We start from the raw sequence: 19,027 nt of genomic DNA, 5'->3' as shown, positions 1-19,027 counted from the left end.
GCCGGCCGTGGCGCCGGAAGCTGGCCGCGAACAAGACCTTCGACACCGCCTACCGGGCCGGGGTCGGGGTGGTCGGCGCGCTGCTGCTGGTCTTCGGGTTGGTCACCATCCCGCTGCCCGGGCCCGGCTGGCTGACGGTCATCGCCGCGTTGTTCGTGCTCGCCACCGAGTTCACCTGGGCCGAGCGGCTGCTCGAGTTCACCAAGCGCAACGTCAAGCGCTGGACCGACTGGCTCGGCGAGCAACCGGTCTGGGTGCGCGTGCTGTTCGCCCTGCTCACGGCCGCGTTCGTCTACGGGGTCATCGTCGTCGTGCTGCACCTGCTCGGCGTCCCGTCGTGGGTGCCGGGGTGGGTGCCGCTCTGGCGCTGAGCGTCTGGCACACTGTTGCGAGCACCGCAGCCGGGCGATTGGCTCAGCGGTAGAGCGCTTCGTTCACACCGAAGAGGTCACTGGTTCGATCCCAGTATCGCCCACAGAGTTCGCCATCCCAGGCCCTCCGTCCCTCCGGGACGGGGGGCCTGCGACATGTCGGGGGCCGGCCGCGCGAGGGCGGCCCCGGCGGCGACCCGCAGGTGCGGGCGGGCGGCTGCGGCGACGCCCTCGTGGGGCACCGCGACGAGCCGGCCCTGCTGCCCCGGCTCGTCGCGCAGGACCAGGTGGACCTCCCGGACCTCGTGGCCGCGATCGCCCCCGACGACGGCACCCGGACCGCGGACCCGCGGATCCGCCGGGCGATGCAGCTGCTCAGGGAGCACCCGCAGGAGGCCGCGGCGGCCGACGTCGCTGCGGCCGTCGGGCTGTCGACGTCCTGGTTCCTGCACCTGTTCGCCGCGCAGGCATGTTCGGCCTGGCGGCGACCAGGCTGCTCGGGTCGAGTCCGCGGCTGGTCGTGCCGCCGACCGGGCCGTGACGGCTCAGGCGGGGCCGTAGACCAGGTGCGCCACGCCGTTGCTGAGCTTGTCCGCCGACAGCAGGGTCAGCGTCGTCTGCGGGGCACCTTCGGGGAACAGCCGGATGCCTGCACCCACCGCCACGGGGTAGACGAACAGGTGCAGCTCGTCCACCAGCCGGTCGGTCAGCAGGGCGCGCACCAGGGTCGAGCTCCCGCTGACGTAGAGGTCGCCCTGCGCGGCCAGCTCGCGGATGCGGTCGGGGTCGTAGCCGGGGAGCACCGTGGTGTTCGCCCACTCCACCGACGGCGCCTGCGAGGCGACGACGTACTTCGGGCTGTCGTTGAAGAACGGTGCGCCCGGGTCCTCCTCGACGGTGCGGGTGGACCACGCCGGCGCGAACATCTCGAAGGTGGTGCGGCCCAGCAGGATGCCCGCGGCGTCGGCGGTCAGCGCCCCGATAGCGGCGGCCAGGTCCTCGGGGAACCCGTAGGGGAAGGTCCAGGTGGGGACGTCGACCACCCCGTCGACGGTGGTGAACTCGTGCACCTTGATGCTGCCCATGGTGGCTCCTCGGTCTCGGTGGTGGGGGTCTCGGCGGGGGAGACCGCCCTCGTGCGCGGAACTCATCGTGGTCCACCCGGGCCCGGGCGCGGGCGCGGGCGCGGTGGGTGACGTCGTCGAACTCGGCTGAGCCGGACACCTGCGGGCCGTACCCTCACGGTGTCCTCTCTCCCGCACCACCTCCAGGAGTCCTCCCGTGCCAGCAGTGCCGCCCGTCCCCGCCCTCGCCGCCGTCCAGGTGCCGGGTGGGACCACGGCGACCCAGGCGCTCAAGGACGCCGGGGTGCCGCTCAAGGGCCCCGACGCCGCCGTCGTCGTGCGGGTGGACGGCGAGCTCAAGGACCTCGCCTGGGCCCCCGAGGTCGACACCGAGGTGGAGCCGGTCGCGGCGTCCAGCGCCGACGGGCGTGCGGTCATCCGGCACTCGGCGGCCCACGTGCTGGCCCAGGCCGTGCAGGACCTCTTCCCGGGCACCCGGCTGGGCATCGGGCCCCCGGTCACCGACGGCTTCTACTACGACGTCGACCCCGAGCGGCCCTTCACCCCCGAGGACCTCCAGGCGATCGAGAAGCGCATGCAGGCGATCGTCAAGGAGGGCCAGTTCTTCGCCCGCCGCGAGATCAGCGACGACGACGCCCGCGCCGAGCTGGCCCACGAGCCCTACAAGCTGGAGCTGATCGGTCTCAAGGGCGGGGCCGGCTCCGAGGTCGCCGCCGCGGCCGAGGGCGCCGACGTCGAGGTGGGCGGCGCGCAGCTGACCATGTACGACAACCTCGACCCGAGGTCGAAGGAGCGGGTCTGGACCGACCTGTGCCGCGGCCCGCACCTGCCCCGCACCTCGTCGATCCCGGCGTTCGCGCTGACCCGGGTGGCTGCCGCCTACTGGCGCGGCAACGAGAAGAACCCCCAGCTGCAGCGGGTGTACGGCACCGCCTGGGAGTCCAAGGACGCCCTGAGGGCCCACCAGGAGCAGCAGGCCGAGGCCGAGCGCCGCGACCACCGCCGGCTGGGCACCGAGCTGGACCTCTTCAGCTTCCCCGACCAGGTCGGGTCCGGGCTGGCCGTGTTCCACCCCAAGGGCGGGATCATCCGGCGCGAGCTGGAGAAGTACAGCCAGCGGCGGCACGAGGAGGCCGGCTACTCCTTCGTCAACACCCCGCACATCACCAAGGGCCAGCTGTTCGAGACCTCGGGCCACCTCGACTGGTACGCCGAGGGCATGTACCCGGCGATGCAGCTGGACGAGGAGCGGGACAGCGAGGGCCACGTGCGCCGGCAGGGGCAGGACTACTACCTCAAGCCGATGAACTGCCCGATGCACAACCTGGTCTTCGACTCCCGGGGGCGCTCCTACCGGGAGCTGCCGCTGCGTCTGTTCGAGTTCGGCACCGTCTACCGGTACGAGAAGTCCGGCGTGGTGCACGGCCTGACCCGGGCCCGCGGGTTCACCCAGGACGACGCGCACATCTACTGCACCCCCGAGCAGATGGCCGGCGAGCTGAAGGCCCTGCTGGACTTCGTGCTGGGGTTGCTGGCCGACTACGGCCTGAGCGACTTCTACCTCGAGCTGTCGACCCGCAACCCGGAGAAGTCGGTGGGCACCGACGAGAGCTGGGAGCGGGCCACCGAGGCGCTGCGGCAGGCCGCCGTCGACTCCGGGCTGGAGCTGTTCCCCGACCCGGGCGGCGCGGCGTTCTACGGCCCGAAGATCTCCGTCCAGGCCAAGGACGCCATCGGCCGCACCTGGCAGATGTCGACCATCCAGGTCGACTTCAACCTGCCCGAGCGGTTCGGCCTGGAGTACACCGCCGCCGACGGCTCGCGCCAGCGCCCGGTGATGCTGCACCGGGCCCTCTTCGGCTCCATCGAGCGGTTCTTCGGCGTCCTCACCGAGCACTACGCCGGCGCCTTCCCGGCCTGGCTGGCCCCGGTGCAGGTGGTCGGCATCCCCATCACCGACGAGCAGATCCCCTACCTGGAGGAGATCGGGACGTTGCTCCGTGCCCGCGGCCTGCGGGTCGAGGTCGACGACTCCGACGACCGGATGCAGAAGAAGATCCGCACCGCGTCCAAGCAGAAGGTGCCCTTCGTGCTCATCGCGGGCGCCACCGACGCCGAGGCCGGGGCGGTGTCCTTCCGCTACCGCGACGGCAGCCAGCGCAACGGGGTGCCGGTCGCCGAGGCGGTCGACGCCGTGGCCGCCTGGGTCGAGGCCCGGCGCAACGACGACCCGACCGCACCGGCCGACCAACCCGCGGAGAGCACCGCGTGAACCCCGACGCCGGGGGGCCGACGACGGTCTTCGAGCAGCTCTGGACGCCCTACCGCATGGCCTACATCCAGGGCGAGGGCAAGCCGACCGGCGACCACGACTGCCCGTTCTGCCTGATCCCGGCGATGACCGACGTCGACGGGCTGATCGTGGCCCGCGGCACGACGGTCTTCGTGGTGCTCAACAAGTTCCCCTACAACGCCGGGCACCTCATGGTGGTCCCGTACCGGCACGTCGCCGACTACACCGACCTGACCGGGGCGGAGGTCGCCGAGCTCGGTGCCTGCACCCAGACGGCCATGGGCGTGGTCCGCGAGGTCAGCGGCGCCCACGGGTTCAACATCGGCATGAACCAGGGATCCGTGGCCGGCGCCGGCATCGCCGACCACCTGCACCAGCACGCCGTGCCGCGCTGGGGCGGGGACACCAACTTCATGCCGGTGCTGGGGCTGACCAGGGTGCTGCCGCAGGTGCTCACCGACACCCGCCAGCTGCTGGCCGACGCCTGGCCCGATGACCCGCCCGCTCCGGTGCCCACCAGCCCGGGACCGGCCACCTGATGCTCGGGGTCAACCTGCGGCCGGCCGTCGCCCGCGTGTGGGCACCCGTCGTCCGCACGCTGCTCCGGCTGGGTGTGACCGCCGACGCCATCACCGTGATCGGCACGGTCGGCGCGGTCGTCTCGGCGGTGTTCCTGATCGGCAACGGCGTGCTGTTCTGGGGTGCCTTCGCCGTCACCGTCTTCGTCCTGCTGGACATGCTGGACGGTGCACTGGCCCGGGCGCGCGGGGGCGGGTCGGTGTTCGGCGCCGTCCTGGACTCCACCGGTGACCGGGCCGCGGACGCCGCGATCTTCGCCGGGCTCGCCTGGTGGTTCTCCGGCGCGGGCGACAACCGCATGGTGGTCTGGCTGTCGCTGACCTGCCTGGTGCTGGGCGTGCTCACCTCGTACGTGAAGGCCCGAGCCGAGGGGTTGGGCCTGAGCTGCGACGTCGGCCTGGTCGAGCGCACCGAGCGCCTCATCCTGATCCTGGTGGGCACCGGCTTCACCGGTCTGGGCATCCCGTACGCGCTGCAGGTCTGCCTGTGGGTGCTGCTGGTGGGCAGCGCGATCACCGTCGGCCAGCGGTTCGCCGCGGTGCACCAGCAGGCCCAGGGCCGCGCGCTGCGGTGACGGCGCGGTGGTGAGCGGACTGCGGGACCGGCTGGTCGACACCGGCTACGCAGCCGGCTGGGGCGCGGTCAAGGCACTGCCCGAGCCGGTGGCCCGCGCGGCCTTCGACCGGGCGGGTGCCTGGGCGGCCGGGCGCGACGGCGCGGGGGTGCGCCAGCTGCGGGCCAACCTGCAGGTCGTCACCGGGCTCACCGGGCCCGAGCTCGACGACCTGACCCGGGACGCCGTCCGGTCCTACGCCCGGTACTGGCTGGAGGCCTTCCGGCTGCCCACGCTCGGCGTGCCCCGGCTGCTGGCCGGCACCACCGTCGTCGGCACCGAGCACCTCGAGGCGGCGCGCGACGCCGGCCGGCCGGTGGTGCTCGCCCTGCCGCACAGCGGCAACTGGGACGCCGCCGGCGTGTGGTTCGTCGACTGGCTCGGCGGGCCGTTCATGACCGTGGCCGAGCGGCTGCGGCCCGAGGCGCTCTACGAGCGGTTCCTGGCCTACCGGGAGTCCCTGGGGTTCCGGGTCGTGCCGCTCACCGGGGGTGAGCGCCCCAGCTCGGCGCTGCTCAAGGAGTGGCTGGGCGCCGGGCGCTCGGCCTGCCTGCTGGTCGACCGGGACCTGACCGCGGCCGGCATCCCGGTCACCTTCTTCGGCCGGCCGACCACGATGCCCGGGGGCCCGGCCCTGCTGGCGGCCCAGACCGGCGCCGCGCTCATGCCGGTGGTCTCGCACTTCGACGGCGCGGGCTGGCGGCACACCGTGCACCCCGAGGTCGACGTGCACGGGGCCGGGCGGCTGCGGGCCCGGGTGCACGACGGCATGCAGGGGGTGGCCGACGCGTTCGCGCTGAGCATCGCCCGGCGTCCGGTCGACTGGCACCAGCTGGGCCGCATCTGGGCCGACGTCCGGCCGGGGGCACCGCGGTGAGGGTGGGCCTGGTCTGCCCCTACCACTGGGACGTCCCCGGCGGCGTGCAGTACCACGTGCGCGACCTGGCCGAGACCCTGCGCGGGCTGGGCCACCACGTCGAGGTGCTGACCCCGGCGCTGCACGAGGAGAACCTGCCCGCCGAGCACGTCACCTGGGCCGGGCGGGCCAACGTGGTGCCCTACAACGGGTCGATGGCCAGCTGGCAGTTCGGCCCGCTGTCGGCGGGGCGGGTGCGGCGGTGGCTGCGCGACGGGCACTTCGACGTCGTGCACGTGCACGAACCGGCACCGCCGTCGGCCTCCCTGCTGGTGTGCGTGCTCGCCCAGGGCCCGATCGTGGCCACCTACCACGCCGCGGCGATCCGCTCGATCTTCCTGTCCGCCTGGGGGCCCGTCGTCCGGCCGTGGCTGGAGAAGATCGCCGGCCGGATCGCGGTGTCGGACTTCGCCCGGCGGCTGCAGGTCGAGCACCTGGGCGGGGACGCCGTCGTGATCCCCAACGGCGTGCACGTGGCCGCCTTCGCCGAGGGGCCGTCGCTGGCCGGGTACGTGCGGGGGAGCGGCACCCCCACCATCGGCTTCCTGGGTCGCTACGACGAACCGCGCAAGGGCCTGCCGGTGCTGCTGGAGGCCATGCGCACCGTCGTCCGCGAGTGCCCGGAGGCCCGGCTGCTGGTCGCCGGGCGGGGGGACCCCGACGAGCTCCGTGCCCTGCTGGGGCCCGACCTCGAGCCGGCGGTCACGCTCCTGGGCGAGCTGAGCGAGGCGGACAAGGCGGCGTTCCTGCGCTCGGTCGACGTGTACTGCGCGCCCAACCTCATGGGCGAGAGCTTCGGCATCGTGCTGGTCGAGGCGATGGCCGCCGGGGCACCCGTGGTGGCCGCCGACCTCGACGCCTTCGCCCGGGTGCTCGAGGACGGCGCCGGCGTGCTGGTCCGCCGCGGCGACGCGAGCGCCCTGGGCCGGGTGCTGGTCGACCTGCTCGGCTCGCCGGAGCGTCGGGCGCAGCTGTCGGCGGCGGGGCACCGCCGGGCCGCGGACTACGACTGGGGCACCCTCGCCCAGCAGATCCTGGCCGTGTACGAGACCGTCGCGCCGCCGGGCGCCGGCGAGGTCACCACCGACGACCGGTCCGACGACGAGCTGCCCCCCACCCCCTCCACGACCGACCGGTTCCTGCCCCGCTGGCTGCGCCGCGGGCCGGTCGGCTGAGGGCGCCGGTAGCGTCCCCCGACGTGGTGCCCCCGACCTGGACCCTGCTCACCGCGGGGATCGTGCTGGTCCTCCTGCTCGGGTGGGTCACCTTCACCCTCACCCGGCTGCGCCGCCTGGAGGGCCGGGTGACCCGCGCCTGGGAGGTCCTGGACGCCGCGCTGACCCGCCGCGCCGACCTGCTCGCCGCCGCCGGGCGGGAGGGAGCCGACGTCCTGGGCCCCGATCGGGTGGTCGACCTCGGGCGGGCCGTGGACGCCGCCCGCCGGCCGCCCGGCGGCGACCGCGAGGTCGCCGAGAACGCGCTCGGCCGGGTCGTGCGGGAGCTGCCCGAGGCGGCCCGCAGCCCCGAGCTGGACGACGCCGGGTGGCGGGTGGGGCTGGCCCGCCGGTTCTACAACGACGCCGTCCGCGACACCCGCGCACTGCGCCGCCGGCCGATCGCCCGGGTGCTGCGGCTGCACGCCGGCCGACCGCTGCCCCGCTTCTTCGACATCGACGACGGCCTGGACGCCGTGGTGGCCACCGGGCGGTCGGGCACCGCCTGACGCGCACCTAGGATGGGTCGTCCGCAACCCTTCCGTCGCACGAGCGAGGCGCCAGCATGTCCGAGACCAGCCCGAGCACCACCGGCACCGACCGCGTCAAGCGCGGCATGGCCGAGCAGCTCAAGGGCGGCGTCATCATGGACGTCGTCGACGCCGCGCAGGCCCGCATCGCCGAGGACGCCGGCGCGGTGGCCGTGATGGCCCTCGAGCGCGTGCCCGCCGACATCCGCGCGCAGGGCGGCATCGCCCGCATGAGCGACCCGGACATGATCGACGGCATCATCGCCGCGGTCTCCATCCCGGTGATGGCCAAGGCCCGGATCGGGCACTTCGTCGAGGCGCAGGTGCTGCAGTCCCTCGGGGTCGACTACGTCGACGAGTCCGAGGTGCTCACCCCGGCCGACGAGGCGCACCACATCGTCAAGACCGACTTCACCGTGCCGTTCGTGTGCGGGGCCACCGACCTGGGCGAGGCGCTGCGCCGCATCTCCGAGGGCGCGGCCATGATCCGCTCCAAGGGCGAGGCCGGCACCGGCAACGTCGTCGAGGCCACCCGGCACATGCGGTCGATCCGTGCAGGCATCCGCCGGCTGGGCACCCTGGACGACACCGAGCTGTACGTCGCGGCCAAGGAGCTGCGCGCCCCCTACGACCTCGTGCTCGAGGTCGCCCGCACCGGCAAGCTCCCGGTGGTGCTGTTCACCGCCGGCGGCATCGCCACCCCGGCCGACGCGGCGATGATGATGCAGCTGGGCGCCGAGGGCGTGTTCGTGGGCTCGGGCATCTTCAAGTCCGGCGACCCGGCGCAGCGCGCGGCCGCCATCGTGCAGGCCACCACGTTCCACGACGACCCGTCGGTGATCGCCAAGGTCAGCCGCGGGCTGGGCGAGGCCATGGTCGGCATCAACGTGGACACGCTCCCGGCCGAGCAGCGGTACGCCAACCGCGGCTGGTGAGCGCGCCGACCATCGGGGTCCTCGCGCTGCAGGGCGACGTCCGGGAGCACCGTGCGGTCCTCGAGGCCCAGGGCGCCCGGACGTCGGCCGTGCGGCGGCCCGAGGAGCTCGACGGGCTGGACGGGTTGGTGCTCCCCGGTGGCGAGTCCACGACCATCGCCAAGCTCGCCCACCGGTGGGGGCTGCTCGAGCCGCTGCGCGCCGCCGTCCGCGGTGGACTGCCCGCCTACGGCTCCTGCGCCGGGATGATCCTGCTGGCCGACCGGCTGCTGGACGCACCGGCCGACCAGCAGACGATCGGCGGGCTGGACGTCACCGTGCGCCGCAACGCGTTCGGCCGGCAGGTCGACAGCTTCGAGTCGCAGGTCGAAGTCGAGGGGCTCGCCGGCGGCCCCGTGCACGCGGTGTTCATCCGCGCGCCGTGGGTCGAGGAGGCGGCGGACACCGTGCAGGTGCTCGGCCGGGTCTCCGGTGGACCGGCCGACGGTAGGATCGTCGCGGTCCGCCAGGGCAGCGTCGTCGCCACCAGCTTCCACCCGGAGCTCACCGGCGACACCCGCATGCACCGGTTCTTCGTCGAGCTGGTGCGCGACAGGTCCGGCGGCCACTGACGGCGCGAGCGAGGAGACAGCGATGAGCGGCCATTCCAAGTGGGCGACGACCAAGCACAAGAAGGCCGGGATCGACGCCAAGCGGAGCAAGCTCTTCGCCAAGCTGATCAAGAACATCGAGGTCGCGGCCCGCACCGGCGGCGGTGACGTCAACGGCAACCCGACCCTGTTCGACGCCGTGCAGCGGGCCAAGAAGTCCTCGGTGCCGATCGACAACATCAACCGCGCGGTCAAGCGCGGTGCGGGCCTGGAGGCCGGTGGGGTCGAGTACCAGGGCATCACCTACGAGGGCTACGCCGCCGGGGGTGTCGCGGTGCTGGTCGAGTGCCTGACCGACAACAAGAACCGCTCGGCCATGGAGGTCCGCACCGCCATGACCCGCAACGGCGGGTCCATGGCCGACCCCGGGTCGGTCGCCTACATGTTCAGCCGCAAGGGCGTCGTCGTCGTCCCGGCCGCCGGCACCTCCGAGGACGCCGTCATGGAGGCCGTGCTGGACGCCGGCGCCGAGGAGGTGCGCGACCTGGGCGACACCTTCGAGGTGGTCAGCGAGCCCACCGACCTGGTCGCCGTCCGCACCGCCCTGCAGGACGCCGGCATCGACTACGACTCGGCCGAGGCCGCGTTCGTGCCCAGCGTGCAGGTCGAGCTGGACGCCGACGCCGCGGGCAAGGTGTTCCGGCTCATCGACGCCCTCGAGGACTGCGACGACGTGCAGAACGTCTACGCCAACTACGACGTGTCGGACGAGGTCATGGAGCTCCTCGACGCCTAACCTGTCGAACGTACGTTCGTTCGAGGGGGACGCATGCGAGTGCTGGGGATCGACCCGGGGTTGACCCGGTGCGGGTGGGGCGTGGTCGACGGCCGGCCCGGCGCCCGGCCGGCCGCCGTCGGCGTGGGCGTGGTCCGCAGCGACCACACCCTGGCCCTGGAGCTGCGCCTGCTCGAGCTGCACACCGCGGTGACCGCGCTGGTCCGCGAGCACCGGCCCGACGTCGTGGCCATCGAGCGGGTCTTCCAGCAGAACAACAAGGGGACGGCGACCGGCACCGCGCAGGCCGCCGGCGTCGCCGCCCTCGCCGCCGCCCAGGCCAGCCGGCCGGTGCACTGGCACACCCCCAGCGAGGTCAAGGCAGCGATCTCCGGCAGCGGCCGGGCCGACAAGGAGCAGGTCACGCTGATGGTCACCCGGATCCTGGGGCTCGACACCCCGCCCAGGCCGGCCGACGCCGCCGACGCCCTGGCCCTGGCGGTCTGCCACGTCTGGCGCGGGCCCACCCAGGACCGCCTGCGCGTGGCCGCGCTCGCCACGGGCGCCGGCATCGCCCAGGGCCCGCTGACCACCGCACGCCGCCCGCCGGTGCGGGCCAGCCGGTGGCAGGGCATCGGGAGCGCGTCGTGATCGCCAGCGTGGCGGGCCGGGTGGCCGCGGTCTCCCCGGACGGCGCCGTCGTCGAGGTCGGCGGCATCGGCCTCGCCGTGCAGTGCACCCCGGGCACCATCGCCCGGCTGCAGGTCGGCGAGCAGGCCCGGCTGGCCACCAGCCTGGTCGTCCGCGAGGACTCCCTGACCCTCTACGGGTTCGCCGACGACGACGAGCGGCAGCTGTTCGAGCTGCTGCAGACCGCCAACGGCGTCGGGCCCCGCCTGGCCCAGGCCGTGCTGGCGATCCACCCGCCCCGCGACGTCCGGCGGGCGGTGGCCACCGCCGACCTCAAGGCGCTCATGCAGGTGCCCGGCATCGGCAAGAAGGGCGCCGAGCGCCTCGTGCTCGAGCTGCGCGACCGGCTGGGCTCGGCGACCGGGGACACCAGCCTGGACGCCGGTGCCGCCGCCGCGGGTGCCACCGGTTCGACCGTGGCCGCGGTCGCCCCCTGGCGCGACCAGCTCACCACCGCCCTGGTCGGGCTGGGGTGGAGCGTGCGCGAGGCCGAGGGTGCCCTGGCCCAGCTGGCCCCCGTCGTCGACGAGCAGATCGCCGACACCGGCAGCGTCGACGTCGCCGTCCTCCTCCGGCAGGCGCTGCGCCTGCTGGGTCGGGCATGAGCACCCCCGACTCCGACGCCAGCCCCTGGGCCGGTGACGAGGAGCGGGTGGTCGAGTCCGCGCTGCGCCCGCACTCGCTGGGGGAGTTCGTCGGCCAGCCCAAGGTGGCCCGGCAGCTGGACCTCGTGCTCGAGGGCGCCAGGCGGCGCGGCCGGCCGCCGGACCACGTGCTGCTGTCGGGTCCGCCCGGGCTGGGCAAGACGTCGCTGGCCCTGATCATCGGCTCCGAGCTGGGCACCACCGTGAAGATCACCTCCGGGCCCGCGATCGAGCGCTCGGGTGACCTGGCGGCGATGCTGTCCAACCTCGGCGAGGGCGACGTCCTGTTCATCGACGAGATCCACCGCATCGCCCGGCCGGCCGAGGAACTGCTGTACATGGCGATGGAGGACTTCCGGGTCGACGTCGTCGTCGGCAAGGGCCCCGGCGCCACCGCCATCCCGCTGGAGATCTCGCCGTTCACCCTGGTCGGGGCCACCACCCGCGCCGGGCTGCTCACCGGGCCGCTGCGCGACCGCTTCGGCTTCGTCGGGCAGATGGAGTTCTACTCCTCCGACGACCTGCAGCTCGTGCTGCGGCGCAGCGCCGACCTGCTGGGGGTGGCCATCGACCCCGACGGCGCCGCCGAGATCGCCGGCCGCTCGCGGGGCACGCCGCGCATCGCCAACCGGCTGCTGCGCCGGGTGCGCGACTACGCCGAGGTGCGGGCCGACGGCCGGGTCACCCGGGCGGTGGCGCGCGCGGCCCTGGCGCTCTACGACGTCGACGAGCTGGGCCTGGACCGGCTGGACCGCGAGGTGCTGCACGCCCTGGTCGCCAAGTTCAACGGCGGCCCGGTCGGGGTGGCCACCCTCGCGGTGGCCGTGGGGGAGGAGCCGCACACCGTCGAGGAGGTCTGCGAGCCGTTCCTGGTGCGGGCCGGTCTGCTGGCCCGCACGCCCCGCGGGCGGGTCGCCACCGAGGCCGCCTGGAGCCACCTGGGGCTGCCCGTCCCGGACGGCGTCTGGCTGCGCGGGGGCACGCCGGGTGACCAGGCTGCGTCACCCACCCTGTTCGACGCCTAGACTCCACCCCGCTGGCGCGCCCGCCCCTGGGTGAGGCGTGCCCTGCGCCGGTCGCGCCCGCGGGCGCGCCGCAGCCGACGTCCCCGACGTGGCCGCCGACGGCGGTCGCACAACCGCGCGAACCAGGCGCGGTGGAGAGGCACGACAACCGTGGAGCAGTTCTTCCCGCTCATCCTGCTGGTGCTCGCCTTCGCACTGCTCATCGTCCTGCCCGCCCGGCAGCGCAAGAAGATGGCCGCGAACACCCAGAAGCTGCAGGAGTCGCTGACGGTGGGCACCCCGGTGATGCTGACCAGCGGCCTGCACGGCACGGTGGCCGCGCTCGGCGACGGCACCGTCGACATCGAGATCGCCCCGGGCGTCGTCGCCACCTTCGCCCGCCCGGCGGTCATGGAGGTGCGCACGAAGGACGGCGCCGTCCTCGACGCCCAGGCCGGCGAGGTCGTCCCGCCGACCGCCGAGCGCACCGGCCTCGTCGACGGCGACGGCGACCCGTCGCCGCGCAAGGACTGACATGGCCTCCCGCCAGCTCCCGGCGTCCCGGTACTTCGGGGCGTTCGTCCTGATCGTGGCCCTCATGTACGGCCTGATCTTCTTCACCGGATCCCAGCGCACCCCCCAGCTGGGCCTGGACCTGCAGGGCGGCACCACGGTGACGCTCACCGCGGCCGTCCCCGGCGGCGGCACGCCCAGCCGGGAGGACCTGGAGCTGGCTCGCCAGATCATCGAGCAGCGCGTCAACGGCCTCGGCGTCGCCGAGGCCGAGGTGGTCACCGAGGGCAACTCGAACATCGTCATCTCGGTGCCCGGCGAGGACGGCGACCAGGCCCGCGAGCTGGGCCAGACCGCCCAGCTGCGCTTCCGCCCGGTGCTGCAGGGCCCCGAGGCGGCGACCGCGGCGGCCACCGACTCGGCGGCCCCGACCACCGACGGCGCGACGCCGACGGACGGTTCGACGCCGACCGACACCGCGACGCCGACCGACACCGCAGCACCGACCGACGCGGTGCCGACGGACAGCGCGGCGCCGACCAGCGGTGCCGCGCCCAACTCCCTGGCCGCCGACGACACGACCACGGCCCCCGCCACCACCACCGCCCCGGCCACCACCGCTCCGGCGACCACGTCGGGTGCGCCCGCCGACGCCTCGGGCGCCGACGGCGCTGCGCCCACGGCGGTGACCGTCGACCAGGCCACCGCGGAGTACGCGACGCTCACCTGCTCCACCGACCAGACCGACGCCGCCGACGTCGACCTGTCCGGCTCCTACCTGGCGGCGTGCTCCGAGGACGGCACCGCCAAGTACCTGCTCGGGCCCACCGTCATCGAGGGCACCCAGATCACCACGGCCAGCGCCGGCACGACCGCGCAGACCGGCGAGTGGATCGTCACGGTGGACTTCAACTCCGAGGGGTCCTCCACCTGGGCGACCTACACGGCGCAGGCCGCGGCGTCGGGCAGCGCGGTGGCGATCGTCCTGGACGGGCGCGTCGTCTCCGCGCCGACGGTGCAGAGCGCGATCACCGGCGGCACCACGCAGATCACCGGCAACTTCACCCAGACCGAGGCGCAGACGCTGGCCAACCAGCTGGAGTACGGCGCGCTGCCGCTGACCTTCACCCAGGCCACCGCGCAGACCATCACCACCGAGCTGGGCGGCGAGCAGCTGCGGGCCGGTCTGATCGCCGGTGCCATCGGCATCGCGCTGGTCTTCCTCTACGCGCTGCTGTACTACCGCGCCCTCGGGCTGGTGATGATCGCCAGCCTGCTGCTGTCCGCGGTCGTGGTCTACGCCAGCCTGGTGCTGCTCGGGCGCGAGATCGGCTTCACGCTGAGCCTGGCGGGCATCGCCGGGTTCATCGTCAGCATCGGCATCACGGCCGACTCCTTCGTCGTCTACTTCGAGAGACTCAAGGACGAGATCCGCGAGGGCCGCACGCTGCGCAGCGCCGTGCCCCGGGCCTGGGTCCGCGCCCGGCGGACCATCCTGTCGGCCGACGCCGTCAGCTTCCTGGCCGCCGCGATCCTCTACGTGCTGGCGATCGGCGACGTCAAGGGCTTCGCGTTCACCCTGGGTCTGTCCACGGTGCTCGACCTGATCGTGGTCTTCCTCTTCACCCACCCGCTCATGGCCGTGCTGAGCCGGTTCCGGAGCTTCGGCTCCAGCCGGTTCTCGGGCCTGGGCGCCGTCGACGTGACCCGCCGGGCGGTCGCGGCACCCCTCCCGGGTGCCCGGCCCGGCCAGCGCCCGAAGGCCACCTCCGGCAGCACGGCCAGCGACAGGAGCGACCGATGACCGGCACCCCCCGCGACGGCGACGCCGCACAGGATTCCGAGGTCCTGGACGAGACCGACGCCGAGGTGCGCGAGGACGCCGCGCGCGACGCCGACGACGACGCCCTCGCCGAGGCCGGCCTGCCCGCCGAGGGCGACGACGCCGCGCCGGGGTCGGCCCCGCGGCGGAAGGCCTCGCTGGCCCACCGCCTCTACAACGGCGAGGCGGGGCTGGACGTCGTCGGGCGCAGCCGGTTCTGGTACAAGGTCACCGCGGTGGTGGTGCTCGTCTGCATCGCCTCGATGGTGTTCCGCGGGTTCAACTTCGGCATCGACTTCGAGGGCGGCAACAGCTTCCGCGTCCCGGCGTCGTCCGCGCAGCTGGCCGACATCCGCACGGCCGCCGAGGACGCCGGCGCGCAGGTCTCGACCGCCCAGGTGGTCGGGGGCAACACCGTGCTGCTGCGCACGGGCTCCCTGGACAACGCGGGCGAGGCGGCCGTCGTGTCGGCCGTGGCCGAGGCGGCGGGGGTGGCGGAGAACCAGGTCAGCCCCGAGTCGGTGAGCGCCGACTGGGGCAGCGACATCACCAACCAGGCCCTGATCGCGCTGGTGGTCTTCCTGGCCGCCGTCGTGGTGTTCCTGGCCATCCGGTTCCAGCCGAAGATGGCGGTCGGCGCCATCGGTGCGCTGATCCACGACATCGTGCTCACCGCCGGCGTCTACTCGTTGGTCGGGTTCGAGGTCACGCCCTCCACGGTGATCGGCTTCCTGACCATCCTCGGGTTCAGCCTCTACGACACCGTGGTGGTGTTCGACAAGGTCGACGAGAACGTCAAGGACCTGGAGAAGGGCGCCCGCATGACGTGGGGCGAGGCGGCCAACCTCGCGGTCAACCAAACCCTGATGCGGTCCATCAACACCTCGGTGATCGCGCTGCTGCCGGTGCTGGGGCTGCTCGTGGTGGGCGTCGGCCTGCTCGGGGTCGGCACCCTGCAGGACCTCGCGCTGGTGCTCACCGTCGGCCTGGCCGCCGGCACCTACAGCTCGATCTTCCTGGCCACCCCGATCCTGGCCGACCTCAAGGCCCGCGAGCCCGGCGTCCAGGCGCTCCGCAAGCGGGTGCTGGCCCGCCGGGCGGCCGACGCCCGGGCCACCGGCTCGGGAGCCGTGGCGGGCCCGGTGGCCAGCGCCCGGCGGGCTCGGCCCGCCCGGTCGGCCACCGCGCTCCTGGACCGCGACGAGCTGCCCGAGCGCCCCGAGGCGGTCGAGCAGGTCGAGTCGCCGGCATCGGTGACCCGGTCGGTGGCCGCCCCCAAGCCGGGTGCGCGTCCGCAGCGGCCCGGCGGCAAGAAGCGCCGGTGACCGCACCGCCGCTGGACCAGCTGATCGCCTCGATCGCCGTCGACATCCCGGACTTCCCGGAGCCGGGCGTCGTCTTCCGCGACCTGACACCGGTCTTCGCCGACGCCGGTGCCTTCCGGTTGGTCGTCGAGGCCCTGGCCGCCTCGGTGCTGGAGGACCCCCGGGTCGCCGCGCTCGGCGGCGGACCGGCGGACCAGGGGTTCGACGTCGTCGTCGGGGTGGAGGCCCGGGGGTTCCTGCTCGCCGCCGCCGTGGCGCTCGCCGCCGGCACCGGGGTGGTGCCCGTCCGCAAGGCCGGCAAGCTGCCCCGGCAGACGGTGTCGGCGGACTACGTGCTGGAGTACGGCACCGCCACGCTGGAGATGCACACCGACTCCCTCGTGCCGGGGCAGCGGGTCCTGCTGGTCGACGACGTGCTGGCCACCGGCGGCACGCTCGAGGCCGCCGTCGGCCTGGTCGAGCAGGTGGGCGGGGTGGTCAGCGCGGTGTCGGTGGTCGTCGAGCTGCCCGCGCTGGGTGGCCGCGAGCGGTTGCGGCCGCACACCGTGCACGCCCTCTGGGCCACCTGACGCAGCTCACCCTCCCGAGCGGTCACCGCGGCCCAGGGCGTGGCTAGCATGGTGCGGGTCCCGTCCCGCCAGGACCCAGGAGCGGCCATGACCCCCGAAGTGGCTCACCCTGCCGTGCCCGAGGTGGCCGCCGACGGGCCGGCCGAGGCCCCCCAGCGCGCCGCCCTGCCCGAGCGCCCCGCCGTCCAGCTCCCCGACGCCCGTCCGGCCGGCGTGCCCAGCGAGCCCGAGGGCGAGGGCACCGTGCTGGACAGCGTGCCCCGGCGCCGGGTGCGCGACCGGCTCGCCCGGCGGATCGTCGCCGGGCAGCGGTCCACCGTCGTCCGTCCCGTGCTGGAGCCGCTGGCGGTCCTGCACCGGCAGAGCCACCCCAAGGCCGACCTGGCCCTGCTGCAGCGGGCCTACGACGTCGCCGAGGCCGCGCACGCCGACCAGAAGCGCAAGTCCGGCGACCCCTACATCACCCACCCGCTGGCCGTGGCCACGGTGCTGGCGGGCCTGGGCATGGACACCACCACGCTGGTCGCCGCCCTGCTGCACGACACGGTCGAGGACACCGGTGTCGCACTCGACACGATCGTGGCCGACTTCGGCCCGGACGTCGCGCACCTGGTCGACGGCGTCACCAAGATCGACAAGGTGCAGTTCGGCGACGGCGCCCAGGCCGAGACCATCCGCAAGATGATCGTCGCGATGGCCCGGGACCCCCGGGTGCTGGTCATCAAGCTGGCCGACCGGTTGCACAACATGCGCACGCTGCGCTTCCTCCCGCCCGAGAAGCAGGAGAAGAAGGCCCGCGAGACGCTGGAGATCCTCGCCCCGCTGGCCCACCGGCTGGGCATGAACACCATCAAGTGGGAGCTCGAGGACCTCGCGTTCGCCACGCTCTACCCCAAGCGCTACGACGAGATCGTGCGGCTGGTGGCCGAGCGCGCGCCCTCGCGCGACACCTACCTCGCCGAGGTGACCAGCGCGGTCACCGAGCAGCTCAAGGGCGCCAAGGTCGAGGCCGCGGTCACCGGCCGGCCGAAGCACTACTACTCGATCTACCAGAAGATGATCGTGCGCGGCCGCGACTTCACCGACATCTGGGACCTCGTCGGCATCCGGATCCTGGTCGACTCCGTCCGCGACGTCTACGCGGCGCTGGGCATCATGCACGCCCACTGGCAGCCGGTCCCCGGTCGGTTCAAGGACTTCGTGGCGATGCCCAAGTTCAACATGTACCAGTCGCTGCACACGACGGTCATCGGCCCGCAGGGCAAACCGGTCGAGCTGCAGATCCGCACCCACGACATGCACCGCACGGCCGAGTACGGCATCGCCGCGCACTGGAAGTACAAGGAGAAGGCGCGGGGTGGCGGCCCGGTCACGCCGATGAAGCCCGGCTCCAGCGGCGACGACATGCTGTGGCTGCGCCAGCTGCTGGACTGGCAGCGCGAGGCGCAGGAGCCCGGCGAGTTCCTCGAGACCCTGCGCTACGACCTGGGCCCGCAGGAGGTCTTCGTCTTCACGCCGAAGGGCGACGTGATCAGCCTGCCGGGGGAGTCCACCCCGGTCGACTTCGCCTTCGCCGTGCACACCGAGGTCGGCTACCGGTGCATCGGTGCCCGGGTGAACGGCTCCCTGGTCTCGCTGGACAGCAAGCTCGCCAACGGCGATGTCGTCGAGGTCTTCACCTCCCGATCGCCCACCGCCGGGCCCAGTCGCGACTGGTTGGAGTTCGTCGGGTCCTCCCGGGCGCGCACCAAGATCCGGCAGTGGTTCACCAAGGAGCGCCGCGAGGACGCCGTCGACGCCGGCAAGGACGCGTTGACCAAGGCCATGCGCAAGGCCGGCCTGCCGCTGCAGCGGCTGATGGGCGGTGAGGCGCTGGCCACCCTGGCCGCCGACCTGCACCACGCCGACGTGAGCGCGCTGTACGCCGCGGTGGGGGAGAACCAGGTCTCGGCCTCCTCCGTGGTGGAGAAGCTGATGGTCGCCCTGGGCGGCTCCGAGGGGGCGACCGAGGACATCGCCGAGACCGCCATCCCCACCCGTCGCGCGGTGGCCCGCACGGCCAGCGGCGACCCCGGCATCGTCGTCACGGACATGACCGACGTGTGGGCCAAGCTCGCCAAGTGCTGCACGCCGGTGCCCGGCGACGACATCCTCGGCTTCGTCACCCGCGGCGGCGGCGTCAGCGTGCACCGCACCGACTGCACCAACGCCGACGACCTGCAGCGCAAGCCCGAGCGGCTGGTCCAGGTCGCCTGGGCCGCGCAGCCCGGGGCCGTCTTCCTGGTCGCCATCCAGGTCGAGGCCCTCGACCGGCACCGGCTGCTCTCCGACGTCACCAAGGCCCTCGCCGACGAGCGGGTCAACATCCTGTCGGCGTCGGTGCAGACCAGCCGCGACCGCGTCGCGGTCAGCCGGTTCACCTTCGAGCTCGCCGACCCCGCCCACCTGGGCGCCGTGCTCCAGACCGTTCGCAACGTCGAGGGCGTCTTCGACGTGGAGCGCGTCACCGCCTGAGGCGCGGGGGCCCGGAGGGAGCAGCACCGCTCGTCGCAACGGGGG

Annotated in this window: 19 protein-coding genes and 1 tRNA gene; 19 read left to right on the top strand and 1 reads right to left on the bottom strand. The window is 73.8% G+C overall.

Annotated features, from left to right (window positions below):
* Nucleotides 1-68: 68 nt before the first annotated feature.
* Together BLS67_RS12285 and BLS67_RS12280 are read left to right on the top strand one after the other, a co-directional pair.
* Nucleotides 69-371 carry a PGPGW domain-containing protein gene (locus tag BLS67_RS12285; RefSeq protein ID WP_091245310.1) on the top strand — a complete coding sequence of 101 codons (303 nt, stop codon included), beginning with the start codon at nt 69-71 and terminating at the stop codon, nt 369-371.
* 32 nt (nt 372-403) lie between these two features.
* Nucleotides 404-475 (top strand) — tRNA-Val (locus tag BLS67_RS12280).
* A 441-nt stretch (nt 476-916) separates the two neighbouring features.
* Here the strand turns inward: BLS67_RS12280 and BLS67_RS12270 are convergent.
* Nucleotides 917-1,456: a dihydrofolate reductase family protein gene (locus BLS67_RS12270; RefSeq protein WP_091245306.1), complete on the bottom strand. Its 540-nt coding sequence runs from the start codon at nt 1,454-1,456 to the stop codon at nt 917-919.
* A 196-nt stretch (nt 1,457-1,652) separates the two neighbouring features.
* Here BLS67_RS12270 and thrS point away from each other — a divergent pair, with 196 nt between their 5' ends.
* From thrS to BLS67_RS12185, 17 genes are all read left to right on the top strand, one after another.
* The gene (gene thrS / locus BLS67_RS12265; protein WP_091245304.1) at nt 1,653-3,728 is read left to right on the top strand and encodes a threonine--tRNA ligase; all 2,076 of its coding nucleotides are present in this window, start codon (nt 1,653-1,655) and stop codon (nt 3,726-3,728) included.
* Nucleotides 3,725-4,288: an HIT family protein gene (locus BLS67_RS12260; RefSeq protein ID WP_242654025.1), complete on the top strand. Its 564-nt coding sequence runs from the start codon at nt 3,725-3,727 to the stop codon at nt 4,286-4,288. Before thrS ends, BLS67_RS12260 begins: the two co-directional genes overlap by 4 nt.
* Nucleotides 4,288-4,902 (top strand): phosphatidylinositol phosphate synthase, encoded by a 615-nt coding sequence (gene pgsA, locus BLS67_RS12255; protein WP_091245302.1) that lies wholly within the window; start codon nt 4,288-4,290, stop codon nt 4,900-4,902. The genes BLS67_RS12260 and pgsA overlap by 1 nt, the downstream gene beginning before the upstream one ends.
* 10 nt (nt 4,903-4,912) lie before the next feature.
* Nucleotides 4,913-5,818 carry a phosphatidylinositol mannoside acyltransferase gene (locus BLS67_RS12250; RefSeq protein ID WP_091245758.1) on the top strand — a complete coding sequence of 302 codons (906 nt, stop codon included), beginning with the start codon at nt 4,913-4,915 and terminating at the stop codon, nt 5,816-5,818.
* A gap of 2 nt (nt 5,819-5,820) precedes the next feature.
* Entirely contained in the window at nt 5,821-7,032 is a 1,212-nt protein-coding gene (locus BLS67_RS12245) for a glycosyltransferase family 4 protein (protein WP_242654024.1), read from the top strand.
* Nucleotides 7,033-7,055: 23 nt separating this feature from the next.
* On the top strand, nt 7,056-7,580 hold the full coding sequence (locus BLS67_RS12240) for a LemA family protein (protein WP_091245296.1): 525 nt from the start codon (nt 7,056-7,058) through the stop codon (nt 7,578-7,580).
* A 56-nt stretch (nt 7,581-7,636) separates the two neighbouring features.
* Complete coding sequence (gene pdxS / locus BLS67_RS12235) at nt 7,637-8,536, top strand: pyridoxal 5'-phosphate synthase lyase subunit PdxS (RefSeq protein WP_091245292.1); 900 nt, start codon at nt 7,637-7,639, stop codon at nt 8,534-8,536.
* Complete coding sequence (pdxT, locus tag BLS67_RS12230) at nt 8,533-9,147, top strand: pyridoxal 5'-phosphate synthase glutaminase subunit PdxT (RefSeq protein WP_091245289.1); 615 nt, start codon at nt 8,533-8,535, stop codon at nt 9,145-9,147. Before pdxS ends, pdxT begins: the two co-directional genes overlap by 4 nt.
* Nucleotides 9,148-9,169: 22 nt before the next feature.
* Nucleotides 9,170-9,922 carry a YebC/PmpR family DNA-binding transcriptional regulator gene (locus tag BLS67_RS12225; protein ID WP_091245287.1) on the top strand — a complete coding sequence of 251 codons (753 nt, stop codon included), beginning with the start codon at nt 9,170-9,172 and terminating at the stop codon, nt 9,920-9,922.
* A 33-nt stretch (nt 9,923-9,955) separates the two neighbouring features.
* The gene (ruvC, locus tag BLS67_RS12220; RefSeq protein WP_091245285.1) at nt 9,956-10,552 is read left to right on the top strand and encodes a crossover junction endodeoxyribonuclease RuvC; all 597 of its coding nucleotides are present in this window, start codon (nt 9,956-9,958) and stop codon (nt 10,550-10,552) included.
* A complete protein-coding gene (gene ruvA, locus BLS67_RS12215) occupies nt 10,549-11,196 on the top strand; it encodes a Holliday junction branch migration protein RuvA (RefSeq protein WP_091245283.1) in 648 nt (215 codons plus the stop codon). Before ruvC ends, ruvA begins: the two co-directional genes overlap by 4 nt.
* Nucleotides 11,193-12,260 (top strand): Holliday junction branch migration DNA helicase RuvB, encoded by a 1,068-nt coding sequence (ruvB, locus tag BLS67_RS12210; protein ID WP_091245281.1) that lies wholly within the window; start codon nt 11,193-11,195, stop codon nt 12,258-12,260. The genes ruvA and ruvB overlap by 4 nt, the downstream gene beginning before the upstream one ends.
* A gap of 150 nt (nt 12,261-12,410) precedes the next feature.
* The gene (yajC, locus tag BLS67_RS12205) at nt 12,411-12,773 is read left to right on the top strand and encodes a preprotein translocase subunit YajC (RefSeq protein ID WP_091245279.1); all 363 of its coding nucleotides are present in this window, start codon (nt 12,411-12,413) and stop codon (nt 12,771-12,773) included.
* A gap of 1 nt (nt 12,774) precedes the next feature.
* A complete protein-coding gene (secD, locus tag BLS67_RS12200) occupies nt 12,775-14,556 on the top strand; it encodes a protein translocase subunit SecD (RefSeq protein WP_091245277.1) in 1,782 nt (593 codons plus the stop codon).
* On the top strand, nt 14,553-15,899 hold the full coding sequence (gene secF / locus BLS67_RS12195; protein WP_207500525.1) for a protein translocase subunit SecF: 1,347 nt from the start codon (nt 14,553-14,555) through the stop codon (nt 15,897-15,899). The genes secD and secF overlap by 4 nt, the downstream gene beginning before the upstream one ends.
* Nucleotides 15,896-16,468 carry an adenine phosphoribosyltransferase gene (locus BLS67_RS12190; protein ID WP_091245756.1) on the top strand — a complete coding sequence of 191 codons (573 nt, stop codon included), beginning with the start codon at nt 15,896-15,898 and terminating at the stop codon, nt 16,466-16,468. Before secF ends, BLS67_RS12190 begins: the two co-directional genes overlap by 4 nt.
* 87 nt (nt 16,469-16,555) lie before the next feature.
* Nucleotides 16,556-18,982 (top strand): RelA/SpoT family protein, encoded by a 2,427-nt coding sequence (locus BLS67_RS12185; RefSeq protein ID WP_091245275.1) that lies wholly within the window; start codon nt 16,556-16,558, stop codon nt 18,980-18,982.
* The last annotated feature ends 45 nt before the right edge of the window (nt 18,983-19,027 follow it).

This window comes from Klenkia soli (genome assembly GCF_900103975.1).
GTDB lineage: Bacteria > Actinomycetota > Actinomycetes > Mycobacteriales > Geodermatophilaceae > Klenkia > Klenkia soli.
Note: the sequence above shows the minus strand (reverse complement) of the source record. Positions and strands in the feature narration are given on the sequence as shown.